The sequence below is a fragment of the Kovacikia sp. CALU 1929 genome, from assembly GCF_056784235.1.
In genome coordinates, this window is sequence record NZ_JBXBCF010000027.1 from 18,751 (window position 1) to 34,421 (window position 15,671).

The window sequence follows — 15,671 nt, forward strand, 5'->3', positions numbered from 1 at the left end:
AGTTTTGTGTTATTTATTGCCGTAGTTAACTGTAGTTTCAAGATAGGCTAAGAGATTACTGTGAAAGAGCAGAAATTGGCGCAGATCTCGCCGAGCAGGTTTTTTCCAGGCACCGATGGAGAGGAAATGTGACCTCTGAGAATGTGACCTCTGAAAGTATGACTGCGTTGTGGACAGCATTTGAAAATAGCCCACTGGGTGTTTTTGTTTTAATGGTTCATCCATCGGGGGACAAGCACAATCTGGATGTTAGCTTTAGCCTTGAAGCAACGAACTCAGCCTTTACTAAGCTGTTCAAAACTGGTTGCTCGGATGGTTTTCAGTGCAATCCAATAAAAAAGTTGCCGGGGGTGGTAGCGGATGTTACCTACCCCTACGCCAGAAAGTGTGTGGCAAAGCAGAAGTCGATTTCCTATTTTCTCACTCCCGGTTTAGAGCGATCGCTAACCCTCATGATCACCCTGTTTCCAGTTGTTCAACCCGATGGGTCAGTTTCCCAAGTCGTCGGAATTTGCCAGGATGCAGAAATGGCATTGGGAGAAAGCCAGCAACGACTGGCAAACCTGATCGATGCGCTGCCAGGGATTGTGTTTTCCTGCGCCAACGATGGCGAATGGTCAATGAGCTACCTCAGCAATGGCTGCCTGGAGTTAACGGGCTATCCCAGCCAAGACCTGGTGGGGAAGGAACGGAAGATTTCCTACAACGCCATTACCCACCCTCAAGATCTGCCTGCGGTGCTGACCTCGATCGACCGGGCAATTGCCCATCAAGAACCTTACGTGATCGAATATCGCATTCTGACGCGATCGGGTCAGGAGAAGTGGCTATGGGAAAAGGGGCATGGCGTTTATGACAGCAATGGGGAAGCCATCAGCCTGGAAGGGTTCATCACCGATATTACGGAATTGAAACAGGCAGAGGCGGCTCTGGGGCAAGCTGAATCAAAGTATCGCAGCATTTTTGAAAATGCTGTCGAGGGCATCTTTCAGACCACACCCGATGGTAGCTATCTGACGGCAAACCCAATGCTGGCAAAGATCTATGGCTATGATTCTCCAGAAGAATTGATCACAACCCTGACCGATATTCGTCACCAGCTTTATGTCGATACCAGCCGCCGAGAAGATTTTATTCGCCTAGTGCAAGAACAGGATGCCGTCTGGGGGTTTGAATCCCAGATCTACCGTAAAGATGGCAGTATTATCTGGATCTCAGAAAATGCCCGCACGATTCGTGACCTGGATGGTCAACTGCTTGGATTTGAAGGAACGGTTGAAGACATCACGGCACGCAAACAGTCAGAAGAAGAGCTACGCCAGCGCGATAGTCTGCTGCAAGGGGTTGCCGAAGCTACCAGCCATTTGTTAACTGATACCGACTATGAGGTGGCGATCGCCAAAGCTCTTGCCACGATGGGAAAAGTGGTTGACGTAGACCGGGTCTACATTTACCAAAACCATCCCCATTCGCAAACAGGCGAACCCGCCATGAGTATGCGCTATGAATGGGTGAGTGAAGCGGTGGAGCCATCCATTCACCAACCCCACTGGCAAAACCAGCCCTACAGCGCCTTTGGGATGACCCGCTGGTATGAAGCATTTCTCAACGGGCACTCAATTAGTGGGGTTGTCCGCGAACTTCCTGCCTTAGAACAGAAACTTTTAGGTAAAGACCAGATTCTTTCGATTCTAATCGTGCCTATTTTGGTCGATGACCAGCTCTGGGGGCATGTTGGTTTTGATGACTGTCAGACTGAACGCCAGTGGTCAAATTATGAAGAGTCGATTTTGCTGGCAATGGCTGCCAGTTTTGGGGGTGCCATTAAACGGCAACAGGCAGAGGCAACCATTCGCTATCAGGCTTTTCACGATCTATTAACCGGGTTACCCAACCGGATGCTGTTTAACGATCGCCTGCCCCTGGCACTGGCAAATGCCAACCGTTACGACCACATGCTGGCAGTGCTATTCCTCGATCTGGATCGGTTCAAAACCATCAACGATACCCTCGGACACGCCGTTGGTGATTTGTTATTGCAGGCGGTTGCCCAACGCCTTGCCGGTTGTATGCGAGAAGGAGACACCGTTGCCCGGTGGGGCGGAGACGAGTTCACCTTGTTACTGCCTCAAATTCAGTCTGCGGAAGATGCTGCCAAAGCTGCCCAGCGGCTGATTGATTCTCTTAAACCTGCTTTTCATCTGGAAGGGCAGGAACTTTACATCAGTAGCAGCATTGGCATTGCTCTCTACCCCGCCGATGGAGAGGATGCCCAAACCTTGCTCAAAAATGCCGATGCCGCTCTCTACCGGGTGAAAGAGCAAGGACGGAACGGGTATCAAATTTATACCCCTGCCATTAACTCCAAAGCAACTGAACTGCTAGCACTGGAAAGCCGCCTGCATCACGCTCTAGAACGCAACGAGTTTGTGGTTCACTATCAACCCCAGGTCAATACCGATACCTGGGAAATCACCCGCATGGAAGCGTTGATACGCTGGATTCATCCTGAATTGGGTTTTGTTTCTCCCCGCGTATTTATTCCTCTAGCAGAAGAGAACGGGCTGATCTCGGCGATTGGTGAGTGGGTGCTGCACACTGCCTGTGCCCAAAACAAGACATGGCAAAATGCCGGAATTTCGCCCCTGCGGGTTGCGGTTAATCTTTCAGCCCGTCAGTTTCAAGACCACGAATTAGTTGGAACGATCGCCCATATCCTGGCAGAAACCCAATTGGAAGCCAATTTCCTGGAACTGGAAATTACTGAAACGACCGCCATGCAAAATGTAGACTTTACCTCAGTCATGCTGCAACAGTTGCATGGGATGGGCATCCACATTTCACTGGATGACTTTGGCACCGGCTACTCCTCACTGGGCTATCTGAAAAAGTTTCCGCTGCATACCCTTAAGATTGACCAGTCCTTTATTCGAGATTTGACAACGGATGCCAACGACACCGCGATCGCCAGTGCGGTGATTGCTCTGGGACGAGGACTCAATTTAAGTGTAGTTGCCGAAGGCGTTGAAACCCAGGAACAGTTGGCATATCTGCGATCGCTTAACTGCTATGAAATGCAGGGCTATCTGTTTAGCAAACCAATGCCTGCGGAAGAGGCAACCCAGTTTCTGCAAACTTATCAAGCACAGGCTCTGTTTGCCGTCTTGCAAGATCCTCCTGCGCTGGAGGTGCGGTTTGCCTGAGGGTAGGTCAGATGCCTGCCAGGAACTTACAAAGGCTATCGCCTATTCCCTTTTCCCAAACAAAATTTCTGGATCTTCCAGTGCTGAATAATCGATAAAATCAGCCGACCGGGTTTCAGCCTCATTGAACCGGGAAAGCACTTCCGGGTGAATGGCATCCAGGGAACGGTAGCCCTGGCTGGCAAAAAACGTGAATTGGATACTGCCTAAACGAACGCGATCGCCATCCTTCAATACATGGCGTTGTTGAATCCGCGCCCCATTCACAAAGGAACCGTTCATACTGTTCAGATCAATTAACTGAAAGCCCATATTCCGCACATATAGGAGAACGGAATGGCGACGAGACATGGCACGATCCTTCAAGGGTAGGGCAGCTTCCCGATTCCGCCCAATAGTCCACACCATTTGGGGTTGGAACAGAATTTCCGACTCTCCCAGTAGGTTGGTCACAATGTAAACCCGTTGTCCCTGCACCACCCCTTGAACATATCTAAAGATTTCCCCAGGGGGATCAAAATCCGCATTCCCGGAATCGGCAGAAGGCAGATCAATCATTAGCGTCTGCGCTCTAGCAAGGGATACTTCATCCCCATCAGCGTTTGCAATATTAGATAGTTGAGGACTAGCTGAGACACGCCGAGATGGGATAACTCTGGGGTCATGCTTTACCGCAGGCTCATTGGCTACCTCTTTAAGCAATTCAGTAGAGTCTAGTTCTGAGTTCATGCTGGATTTCCAGGACCGTAGCCGGTCACTAAACGACCTTGTTTAATCTTGTTCAGTTTAGAGTTCCCCCACGGAAGCCCTCTACTAACGTACAAATTTCATTCCCGCTTCCATCTCCGACCCAGGGGACAGCTTAACCTTCTGTTATCTTGCCTTTTCTCAATCCTGATGGGGATGGGGGTGAACCCATCTACGCCAGCGATCGCGCAGAAGCCAGGATTCCAGTTTCTCGTTGAGTCTGGCTCAATTTACAGCAAAACCCCTTCAAACGCTGGAGATCCAAAGGGAGCCTGTAGGGTTAACAAAAAATTAAGTAACCGGAAGAAATGATTAAAAAAAGTCTCGATTTATTCACAATGCTTTACATTTCTTCTAAAGGGTATAAATACCTATGAAATCATTTAGCTGTAGCAAACCCTGACGGCTGACTTTGTTCTGGTTAAGCAAAACAGAGATGGAAAGGTTAAGTGCTGAAAAACTTTTGATTCAATACGCTGAAGGAAACCGCAACTTCAAAAATTTGGATTTAAGTGGGGAGTATTTGTTTGAGGCTAGTCTACCGGGAGTTGATTTCTCAGGTAGCAATCTCACCCAGAGCCATTTACCCTATGCAAACTTAAGTCAGGCTAACTTTTGCAAATCCCAATTGCAAAAGGCTGAAATGGGAGATGCCCAACTATATCAGGCAAATCTAGCTCAGGCAAATTTGCAAAAAGCCAGTTTGCCCAGGGCAAATTTACGCTTTGCCAATTTGCAGGCTGCCGACCTGACCGGAGCCAATTTGCAAGGAGCCGATCTCTATGGCGCTGATCTGAGTCGCTGCAATCTTCAGGATGCGGATCTCCGTCGCGCCAATCTGGAAAAGGCAATTTTGACCGAAGCTGAGTTGAGCGGTGCTAATTTGTTTCGGGCACAGATTGCAGATATTTCCAGCGCCTACACCAATCGAATGACCATCTACCCCGATGGTTATCAAAATGGAGCATCCTAATATCCCGGCATTCCCAATTCCTGGCTCAACTCCTGTCGCAGACGGTAAATAATGGCTTTAGAGTCCAACTGGTTCAAGATGTCTTGAATCACGGTATTAGCTCCCTGCGGTCCCCAGCTACAGCCCTGTTCTAGATAAACCTGGGCAGCACGACCGACGGCGTAGGAGCCATAACCTGCGATCGCTGCCTGGAACAGGGCAACTCCTGCATAGGCGGAAAAACCAGGTGAGCTATCCAGTCCAGCGGCAGCACTTTTGCCCATTCCGAGTAGAATGCCACTGCCAAGCTCACCCAACAACAGGCTACCGGAACTGAGCAGGATGGTTTTCCAAATTTTGCTTGCTTCATGGCGTGTAATGGGTAGTCCATAGAGTTCTGCCAAAGCGCGGATCATTGCCAGATCAGAAAATGCCCCACCAATCAGATCCAGAAAGGCGATTGGGTTGAGGGCGATCGCGATCGCCTTATAGCGGGTATATCGCCAGATCAGCGCTTCTGCTTCCGGCTGGCGTAGCTGCAAAATTTGACTGGCGAAAGCGGTTTCTGCCTCCTTTGCCTGAACCAATGCATTTAGTGCCAGCAAGGTTTTTCCTTCCTGTTTGAGAATCTCCAGGATTTTTTCTCTCAAAGTACCGATCTGAACTGGCGGCGTTTCCCATTCATAGGAAATGCGTCCATCCGCTTGCTCTACCCGAACCTGAAGCGGAGCCGGATCGGCAGCGACCAGCACAATTTCATCAGCCGATAACAGGTTTTGTAAGCAATTTTTGCCCTTACTTTTGGTTGCCAGCCGTTGCAAGCTCTGGAAAATCATTTGTCGAGTCTGCTCCGGATAGAGATCAATTTTGTTGAACACCAGCAGTAAAGGCTTTTGGGACTGGCGCAGATCACAGAGTGCCTGGAACTCGGTGCGGGTAATATCCCCAGCCACCACAAACAGGATTAGGTCGGACTGACGAGCGATGTCCTCTGCCATCTGCGCCCGCGCCTGTCCATCGATTTCATCCAGTCCGGGAGTATCAATCAGTTCAATGTTGAGGCGTGGGTTTGAAGGGGCAAAAAGTTCTATCCCTGTGGCTGCCTGTCCCTCTATCGCTCCATTCTGTCCAGGAAACCAGGAAATGGATTGGGGAGTCAGGGTCACACCATTCAAAGGTCCGGTCGGCAAAATATTCTGTCCCACCAGCGCATTCAGTACAGCCGATTTGCCCCGACTGACCAACCCAAACACCGCAATTCGGATCGTGTGGCTCTCCAACTTATTCAGGGTCATGGCAAGCCGCTCCATATCTCGTCGCAGGGAGTTCTGAACCGCTGTATCGGGCAGACGATTTTTTGCCACCCGAAAGTAGGCAGTGTAGCGATTCAACGCCTGCCGCAGACTGGCACGGGCACGGGTCACCTGGGTTTCCTGGGAGTCAGGTATGGGTTCAGGCTGAGGGGATCGTGGTTGAGTCAAGGTCAGAAACTGCTAAGCGGATACCAGTTCCATTGTGATCGGAAACTTCCGTTTGTGGAGTGGCAAGGGGAACGGATTCAGGAGTGAGGAGCGTGGCACCAGGACTGAATGACCCTGAGGAGGAGGAAGTGAAGAAAGAGGAGTCAGAAGCTGGCGCAAGTTGGGGCTGGGGGAATGCCGCAGAAACCCGATCCATGGCTTGATTAACAAACAGTTGCAGAAAGGCTAACTGTTGGTTTTGCTGGAAGACCCGCTGCAAGATTTGAGTTAAGCGCTCGATCGCCAATGGGCTGGCTTCGCTCAAGGTCAGGTTGGGTTCCTGGCTATGGAAATACTCGATTAAACTCAATCCGGCAACCCGCGTCAGGTAGGCGGCACTGATGCCCTGGATGCAGCCCCCTGCCAGGTAGGTGATGGCATTGCTTTTCAGTAAACTGGCGATCGCCTGGGTGGAAAGCTCTACCAGTCCCAGCTTGAGCATGACACTACCGAGGGTAGCGGCTATCTTTTGTGCTTGCTGAAGGGAAACTTTTTGACGGTAAATTGCTCCCAAGTCGTGAATCATCTGAGCATTAATGGCAACGGTCGCTACCAGATCCATCGCCGGTAGCGGACTGGCAAAGGCAGTCCCAGCGGCAACCCACTGAAACTGCTCAACCACTGGCAGGGCACGGGTGCGGCGCACATCGTTTAATACGGTTTTAACCTGCACCCCCAATGCCATTGCACTGGTAAAGGAGCTTGCCAGGACCAACTGCTGGCTTTCTTGCTGCAAAATTTGCTCTAATCGCCCGGTCAGGGCAGAAATGTCTGGTTTCTGTTCCTCCAACCATTCCTGGATGGAACTATCGGACTGGTGCTGCCGGACTTTGATCGGATTGGGCGCGGCGGCGATCGCCACTACATCGGCTTCCGCCTTCAAACTGCCCTGTCCCCGCCGTTGAAGCTGATTCAAAATGATCTGACGCTGCTCAGGCAGATACTGATCCTGCTTGTTGAATATCAGCAAAGTCCGTTTGGTGGCTGCCAATCGTTTCAAGGTTTGATATTCTGGCTCGGTGATGTCTCCTGTAACCAGGAACAGGACTAAATCAGCGGCGATCGCCTGCTGCTGTGCCAGTGCTTCCACAGATAGCCCATCGTCTCCGGCAGTAAACAGGCTGGCGGCTTCAGCAAAGCTTAACTGTTTGGATGAATGGTCTGCCCAGCCAGACTGCATGAGCTGGATTAAGGTGGTTTTGCCAGAACCTTTGACTCCCATCACCACCAGGCGAATATCATCCCGGTTCATGTCAGTGGCGATCTGATTAACCTGGGACTGGAACAAATTGACCTGGGGTTTGACGGCTGCAAGGCTAGGGTCTTGGGGATCTTCAACCTCTGTGCCTAATTGGGTGATGACCTTCTCGGCTTCTGCCAGTGCCCGCCGAATAATTCCGATGTCAAGGGTTTGGGGAAGTTGGAAAGCAGTCCTCTTCGGTGCCGGTTCCTGCCGCAACCAGACGAATGCTCCCCCGGCGATCGCAACCAACACAGCATAGACACCCCACTCTCCCAGGGTATGGCTGAGAATTTCCATCAGCCCAATCATCACCGCTAAAACCGCACCACCCACCAGGAAAGGATAATCTCGTTTCTCAGTCATTGCAGGCACCGAAAATTGCAGAAGCATCCCCATTCTACCGGGGTTCGGATGTTTCTGAGGGGAATCTAAACAAAGTAAAGCCTCGCCGAAACAACGGCGAGGCTTTACTGGACTAAACTCAAGTCTTAACTGATATTAAGTGGCGGGGCATGGATTTGAACCATGGACCTTCGGGTTATGAGCCCGACGAGCTACCAGACTGCTCTACCCCGCGGCGGCTTATCCAGTATAGCTATAAATTTGGAAAAAAACCGCAGTCTTGAAAAATAAAATTCCTATTCCCAATTACCCATCCCCATAACCCAATCCCTTTGCTAGTTTTTCCGGAGCCATTGCGGTGGAAGATGAATTCTTGTCTTAGGCGCTGTTAGCCTTTATACGGCTGGAGTGTGGCGATAGCTTCCGATTTTGAACAGGGTTTATAGGGCGATCGCCGTAGGAACCTCATACTTTAAACATGAAGTTACCGTGTCTTCTCCGTGATCTTCGCTACCTGAAGAAAGGAGAGATGATAATTTAAACTCTGCATCTACTCAATTTAATAAGAGCAGAGAATAAATTTTATTCTGTTCCATTTTCATCTTTAGAAAATCCTATGCGGTGTGCGCCAACTTCCAGATCCCTGGTTTCTTGTTGAATTGGGTTCCGCTTACCGAATTATTTTCCTAGAAACCGGGGATCCGGGCTACCGGCTTGCCCATCGCTTAATCCTCTTAATATCAAGGAGAACCCTGCAATGGCACACCAATGGGGTCGATCAGTTTGCAACCTGGGACTGGCGGGGACGCTGACGGTGGGTGGAGTGTTGGCGATGGGCGATCGCACGGCTGCCCAACTGACTCCTGACGCGACCCTGGGGGCTGAAAGCTCCACTATTGTCCAGGATGAGGTGATTGGGGGAGTGTTGAGCGATCGCGTTAATGGTGGCGCAGCGCGGGGAATCAACCTGTTTCACTCCTTTCTTCAGTTCAATGTAGATGCGAACCGGGGGGTGTACTTCTCTAACCCGGTGGGCATCCAGAACATTTTGACGCGGGTGACAGGGGGAAGTCCTTCCCAAATTCTGGGGCGGTTGGGGGTGGATGGGGCAGCGAACCTGTACCTGCTAAACCCCAACGGAATTATATTTGGTCCCGGTGCCAGTCTGGATGTACAGGGTTCCTTTATTGCCTCTACAGCCGATGCTATCCAGATCGGGGACGGGTTCTTCAGTACTACTGACCCAGAGGTTAGTCCGTTGTTAACGGTTGAACCAGGGGCACTGTTTCTCAATTCTCTGACGAGTCAGCAGTCGGGAATTACAAACCAGGCAAACCTGGTAGCGGGGCAAAATTTGGTGCTGGCAGCAGGCAACGTTGATAGTAGTGGACTGCTTCAGGCAGGGGCAGAAGCGAATGTGAGGGCGATCGCAGGCAATGCCAGCATTGCCAGTGTTACGGCTTCGCTGGTCAACCTCTTCACCAGCGGCGATCTGGGTGTGCAGAATGTCACCGCAGGCACCGCTAACCTGGCGGCTGACGGCAACGTGGCTCTCAGCGGTAGCCAGTTACAGATTACTGGGGATTTGACCGTACAGGCATCGAACGGGCTTTTTATTGGGGATAGTGCCGCTAATCCATTTAATGCCCAGGTTGATGGCAATCTACGGTTAGAGGGCAATGAGGGGATTAATATTCAGGCATTGAACAACCCGGCTTCTTTGATCCAGAGCGGGGGTAGCCTGGATTTGATTAGTAACAATGGACCTATTACTGCTAGTGCCGTCTTTACCAGTGGCGGAAATTTCACTGCCAGGGCTACTGCCGCTGACCTGAACCTGACGGAGAGCCAGGTTAATGCAACGGGTAACCTGACCCTGACTGCCAATACGATTCAACTTCAGGACAGCGTACTGAATCCCCTGCGTCTCGATGCCGGTGGAGTGTTGGAGATTAATGGCGGGCAGGGAGTCACGCTTGAGGCATTGAGTAATGCGGCTTCTCTCGTGCAAAGTGACACTGACCTGAACCTGAACAGCGGTGGAAATATTAATGCCCGTGCCATCTTTAGCAGTGACGGAAATTTTACTGCCGCTGCCACTGATCTGATTCTGAACGAGAGCCAGATTAACACAGGAGGAAATCTGGCTCTGACGGCGGCAATCTCTATTCTGTTTCAAGATAGTGCCTTAAATCCATTGATTGTGAATGCCGGAGGCGGGTTACAGATTGAGGGAGGAGCAGATATTACAATTCAGGCATTGAATAATCCAGGTAGCCAGTTTGAAAGTGTTGGAAATCTCAATTTATTTAGCAATGGGAGAATTGAGAGTAGAGGTCGCTTTACAAGCAGCGGTGCAGATGTCTCTTTTTCTGCGGGAAATGACTTAACGCTGACAGAAAGCCAGATCCTTGCAGCAGGTGACGTGGAGTTGCTGAGTCGGCAAGCTTTTGTAGTGCTTGGGGACAGTCCCACTACTCCCTTTCTAGTGACTGCTGGCAACAATCTAAGGATTGATGGATTAGCGGGAATTACGATCTTGGCAGGCAATGCGGATAGCCTGTTCCAGAGCGTCGGCAACCTTGAGTTAAGCAGCGACAACGGATCTGTAAATGCGATCGCCGAGTTTATAGCCAACAGCGAGTTCAACATTAACGCAGGGCGAGATATTTTCTTGCCAGGCGGGTATACCGGAACCTCACTTGGTTTAAACTCTGGCGGCAGGATTGATGTTGGGGCAATTGATACATCTTCCAGTACAGGCAATGGTGGCTTTGTCAGTCTGAGTGCCAGCCAGGATATTAATCTTCTGGGATCAATCAGTGCCTTTTCCACGGCGAATGGTGGCAATGGGGGAAATGTTAGCTTGATTTCTCAGCTTGGCAATATCTTTACCCCTTTGGTAGATAGTTCCTCTGGCACCGGGAATGGTGGTCTGGTGAACCTGCAAGCAAGAAATGGGGGAATTGCGACAGGGGCGATCGCCACCAATTCTGTTAATGGCAATGCTGGCAACATTTCTGCTAACGCTGGCGGAAATATTATTCCTGGCGGTTCAGTCGATGCAAGCTCTCAGTTTGGGGCGGGTGGAAGTATTACCTTTACAAGTGCAAATGGGGCGATCGACACCCGTGCTGGAAGCCTGGATACTTTTTCAGTCAACGGACCTGGTGGAGCAGTTTCTTTAGCATCTAATGGGACGCTCATTACGGGAGCGATTAACGCTTTCTCTAACAATGCCAACGCTGGCAACATTACTCTCTCCAGTCAAACGGGAGCCATTGACACCACAGCCGGCGAACTTAACTCTTCGTCCGTTGTTAGCAATGGTGGTGAAATTAATTTCAATGCCGGAAGCAGTATCACGGCAGGCGCAATTAATTCTTCTTCTAACAATGCCAATGGGGGCGATGTTTCGGTCACGGCTAATGGCACTATAACGACTGCAACCATCAGTTCTTTTTCAATCAATGGGAACGCTGGAGCCATTGATTTAAGGAGCACAAATGGTGGAGTGAATACCACAGGCGGAACACTCAATGCCTCCTCGCAGTTGGGAAATGGCGGCAACACTTCTATCTTTGCCAGTAGCGATATTTTCACTGCCACCATCAACACATCCTCTGGGAATGCCAATGGAGGAAATATTGGCTTAACCAGTGCCAATGGTTCAATTGACACAACAGCCGGGGACCTTAATTCCTCTGCCGATTCTGGTGGCGGCAGTGGGGGGAATGTCTTCCTACAAGCTGCGAATAATATCCAGGTGGGCACCATTGAGGCAGATGGGGGTACCGGTTCTGGCGGCGACATTTCACTGTTAAGCAACGGGGGTGGCAACCTTGTGATTGCCGATCGCATCACCAGCAACACCTCTGGAGCAGGCAAAGGCGGGGACATTTCGTTTGAAACCAACGGCACTCTCTCCTTCTTTCGCAGCCTCATCCAATCTCAAGTGGAACCAGGGGCAACCGGGGAAGGAGGCAGTATTTTCATTCGTGGTGGTTCCGTCCTGTTTGACCAGACGACGCTGGATACCACCACTTCAGGGGCAGGGAACGGCGGCAGCATTTTTGTCACGGCATTGAATAATGGCACTGTCTCCCTTGCCAATAGTACTTTTCAAACCACAGTAGACGCAGGTGCGACCGGAACGGGTGGTGACATCGAGATTGAGGGAGGTGTAGTTTCCCTAAATGGCTCATTTGTAAGAACAGGAACCAGAGGGAATGGTAGAAGTGGCGATATCAGCTTCTTAGGAAATTCCTTTTTCCTGAGTGGATCTCGTCTGGATGCCACAACTGAAGGGGTGGGAGATGCCGGAAACATTGACATGATCGCCACTGGAACAATCGCCTTCACCAATAGCAGTTCTGCCAATACGGAAGTTAGCGATACGGCTGCGATCGGAAAAGGTGGCAACATTAACTTCTCGGCACAAAATGCTTCTCTAACCGGGGGTTCTCTGCTGAGAGCACTGACCAGAGGCACAGGGGCTGCCGGAAACATTCAACTGACCGTCCCTGGACTGATTGAAATTTCTGGAGCGGACGACGTAGGCTTCTATAGCGGAATACTGACTTCCTCCGAAGAACCAGGTGGGGTAGGGTTTCCTGGCAGCGGTTCAGGCGGCAACATTACCATTAACTCGGTAGATCAGCCTCAGGGAACCCTGCGCGTTTCAGATGGTGCGGTTTTAAGTGCGTTGAGCCGGAGTGATGCTCCAGGAGGCAACATTGAGGTCTATGTCAGCAATCTGGAGCTAACAGGTGGGGGACAATTTACGGCTTCTGCTACGGAAACCAGTGGGGGTGCGGCAGGCAACATTAACGTAAATGCTGTTCAGGGGATTTTGATCTCCGGGACAAATCCCGACTTTACTCCAGGTGGACTGAGTCCTAATGAGAATGCAAGCAGTGGCATGTTTGCTCAGTCCAATGGGACAGGATCTGCCGGAAGCGTGACTATTAATACTCCCTGGATGCTGGTGCAGGACAATGCCCAGGTATCCGTCGCCACTGATGGTAGCGGAATGGGTGGGGAGTTGATGATTAATGCCAACCAGTTCAGGGTTGACACCAATGCCAGGATTTCTGCCTCGACAACCAATATTGGAGAAGGTGGTCAGTTAAAAATTAGTGCAGATCAGGTAGAGGTCAGCGGCAACGGTGCGATCGCTGCCTCCACGACCGGACCAGGTGGGGGAGGAAAGCTAACTATTGACACTAATCTACTCAAGGTGTTAACGGGAGGAGAAATTTCTGCCGCCACCTTTGGTATAGGGGCGGGTGGGCAGTTGACCATCAACGCTAACCAGGTACAGGTGCAAACAGGGGGAGAAATTTCTGCCTCAACCACAGGAGCGGGGTCTGGTGGACAGTTGGCGATCAACACCAACCAGTTGGGAGTTGAAACCGGAGGTGGAATTGCGGTATCTACCTCTGGCACAGGATCTGGGGGGCAGGTACTCATCAATGCCAGCCAGTTAAATGTTCAAACGAATGGTGGAATTTCTGCTTCCTCATCTGGGCTGGGAAAAGGCGGACAGATGATTATCAACGCTGACCAGCTACGGGTGCAAGCAGAGGGAGAAATCGTTGCTTCTACCTCTGGTTCAGGAGACGGCGGGCAATTAATCATCAATGTCAAACAGTTGGTGGTTGACCGGGGAGACATCTCTGCGTCTACATTTGGTGCAGGAGATGGAGGGCAACTGATTATAAACACGAACCAGGTGGAGATTCAGTCCAATGGCAAAATTGCTGCCTCTGCCTTCAGTAGCGGAAATGGGGGGCAATTAATCATCGTTGCAGACCAGATTTTGGTTAGGTCTGGCGGGGAAATTGCTGCCTCTACATTTGGTACAGGAACAGGGGGGCAGTTGGCGATCGCTGCTAACCAGGTTGGAGTTGAAACCAGCGGCAAAATTTCTGCCTCTACAGGTGGCAGTGGGGCGGGTGGGCAGTTAGTTATCAATGCCGGACAGGTCAGGGTAGCCACCAATGGTGAGATTGCTGCCTCAACTAGCAGTTCTGGATCAGGTGGAACCCTGTTCATCTTTGCTCCCCAATCCGTCGATCTGAATAGTGGTGGACGTCTATCTACTCAGTCCAGTGGGACTGGGGATGCAGGCAGCCTGTCTATCTTCACCCCCAATCTGCTGGTACAAAATGGGGCAGAGGTAACGGTCAGCAACACAGGCACAGGCGATGCAGGCAATTTGACTGTTGATGCCCGGTTCGTCATCCTGAATAACGGTGCCAAACTAGCAGCAGAAACCGCTTCCGGCAGTGGTGGCAACATCCAGTTATCCGTCCTGGAAACCTTGCAACTCAACAATTACAGCGAAATTTCTGCCTCAACCGAAACTGGACAGGGAGGCACCGTGAGCATTAGTGCTGGCCGCGCGATTAACCTGAACAATCAGAGTGGTGTGGTTGCCCGTGCTACAGGAACAGGAAATGGGACAGCAGGCAATATAAATTTGTCAGCCCCGCAGATTAGACTCCAGAACAATTCTGAAATCTCCACCTCTACCGCAGGACAGGGAGATGCTGGACAGATTTTTGCCCAGGCAGAAAACCTGTTTCTCTGGAGCGGCAGCAGCATTACTACTCGTAGTGCCGGAGCAGGCAATGCCGGATCGATCAATCTTCAAACCAATAATCGGGTTCGTCTAAATCGGGGAGAAATCTCCGCCTCTTCAGAACAGGGTGGTGGTGGCAACATTAACATTGCTGCCAGAGATATTGAATTAAAAAATAGCAGCCTGATCAGCACCCGTGTTTTCAGTGGCGATCGCGGGGGTGGCAATATCTCCATCAGCGCCAGTCGAATCTTTACTGCCTTTGAAGACAGCGATATTCTGGCAAATGCCGAGGATGGCAGGGGGGGCAGAATTGAGATTCGATCGCCCCTATTCATTGCCGATCTGTTTGCTTCAGTGGGGCAAAACCCCGGTCGAGACTTTTCCCGCTTCCGGGGCAATGGTCAGGTTGATATTTCCGCCTCCTCCCGATTTGGGGTCAGCGGGGTAGTGAGTATTCCCGATTTCAGCTTTTTGGAAGACTCCCTCGACCAGCTCTCCGAAAACTTTGTCACTCCAGAGCAAATTGTTGCTGGAAGCTGTCTGGCACGGCGCAATGTAGAACAGGGCAGCTTTGTGATTGCTGGTAATGGAGGGCTACCCGCCGATCCCGACAACTGGATGAAGAGTGACTATCAAGTCGTTGAAGTGAGTCCAATTGGCGATCGCTCCGATCCCACCCAATCCACAAAACCAGCATCAACCCCTAGAGAATTCCTGCCCCTACCCACTCCAAAAGCCTGGAAACCGGGCGATCCCATTCAGGAGGCACAGGGATTCTTAAAAACTGTGGATGGACGAACCGTTTTAGGCACCGACACGCAACTGGCTGCGATCGCCAAAGCACAGGATATCATTTGCGACGAAACTGAATCCAAAGTCTCTTCATCCCGCGTGGAGGCGGTAGGTGGTAGGGAGTGAGGAATTGAGAATTGAGAGTTAAGAATTTTGAGCTAAGGAGATATTCATTCTTCGCACTTAACTTTCAACTCTTAACTTTTAACTCTTAACTCTACCTTCCCCCTTCCCGCCGCCCCTTGTTTGGGCGATGCCTTCATCCAAAAGCTGCTGTAAGCTG

6 protein-coding genes and 1 tRNA gene are annotated in these 15,671 nt (G+C 50.9%); 3 read left to right on the forward strand and 4 right to left on the reverse strand.

Annotated features, from left to right (window positions below; translation table 11 throughout):
- The first annotated feature begins 128 nt into the window (after positions 1–128).
- Positions 129–3,203, forward strand: a complete 3,075-nt coding sequence (locus AC1S52_RS01885; protein WP_482027348.1) for a bifunctional diguanylate cyclase/phosphodiesterase — start codon at positions 129–131, stop codon at positions 3,201–3,203.
- 42 nt (positions 3,204–3,245) lie between these two features.
- On the opposite strand, the gene AC1S52_RS01890 is transcribed toward AC1S52_RS01885, so the two are convergent.
- Positions 3,246–3,932, reverse strand: a complete 687-nt coding sequence (locus tag AC1S52_RS01890; RefSeq protein WP_482027349.1) for an FHA domain-containing protein — start codon at positions 3,930–3,932, stop codon at positions 3,246–3,248.
- 454 nt (positions 3,933–4,386) lie between these two features.
- Here AC1S52_RS01890 and AC1S52_RS01895 point away from each other — a divergent pair, with 454 nt between their 5' ends.
- Positions 4,387–4,923 (forward strand): pentapeptide repeat-containing protein, encoded by a 537-nt coding sequence (locus tag AC1S52_RS01895; RefSeq protein WP_482027350.1) that lies wholly within the window; start codon positions 4,387–4,389, stop codon positions 4,921–4,923.
- Here AC1S52_RS01895 and AC1S52_RS01900 read toward each other — a convergent pair.
- The 3 genes from AC1S52_RS01900 to AC1S52_RS01910 all read right to left on the reverse strand — a co-directional run bounded on the left by AC1S52_RS01900 (position 4,920) and on the right by AC1S52_RS01910 (position 8,242).
- Positions 4,920–6,383, reverse strand: a complete 1,464-nt coding sequence (locus tag AC1S52_RS01900; RefSeq protein ID WP_482027351.1) for a DUF697 domain-containing protein — start codon at positions 6,381–6,383, stop codon at positions 4,920–4,922. The genes AC1S52_RS01895 and AC1S52_RS01900 overlap by 4 nt on opposite strands.
- A complete protein-coding gene (locus tag AC1S52_RS01905; RefSeq protein WP_482027352.1) occupies positions 6,355–8,028 on the reverse strand; it encodes a slr1306 family protein in 1,674 nt (557 codons plus the stop codon). The genes AC1S52_RS01900 and AC1S52_RS01905 overlap by 29 nt, the downstream gene beginning before the upstream one ends.
- Positions 8,029–8,168: 140 nt before the next feature.
- Positions 8,169–8,242, reverse strand: a tRNA-Met gene (locus AC1S52_RS01910).
- Between the two features lie 522 nt (positions 8,243–8,764).
- Here AC1S52_RS01910 and AC1S52_RS01915 point away from each other — a divergent pair.
- Positions 8,765–15,514, forward strand: a complete 6,750-nt coding sequence (locus AC1S52_RS01915) for a two-partner secretion domain-containing protein (RefSeq protein WP_482027353.1) — start codon at positions 8,765–8,767, stop codon at positions 15,512–15,514.
- The last annotated feature ends 157 nt before the right edge of the window (positions 15,515–15,671 follow it).

Bases quoted from the DNA above. Each gene is read 5' to 3' on its own strand.
- AC1S52_RS01915 (WP_482027353.1), top strand. From the start codon at position 8,765: ATGGCACACCAATGGGGTCGATCAGTTTGCAACCTGGGACTGGCGGGG.
- AC1S52_RS01905 (WP_482027352.1), bottom strand. From the start codon at position 8,028: ATGACTGAGAAACGAGATTATCCTTTCCTGGTGGGTGGTGCGGTTTTA.
- AC1S52_RS01890 (WP_482027349.1), bottom strand. From the start codon at position 3,932: ATGAACTCAGAACTAGACTCTACTGAATTGCTTAAAGAGGTAGCCAAT.
- AC1S52_RS01895 (WP_482027350.1), top strand. From the start codon at position 4,387: ATGGAAAGGTTAAGTGCTGAAAAACTTTTGATTCAATACGCTGAAGGA.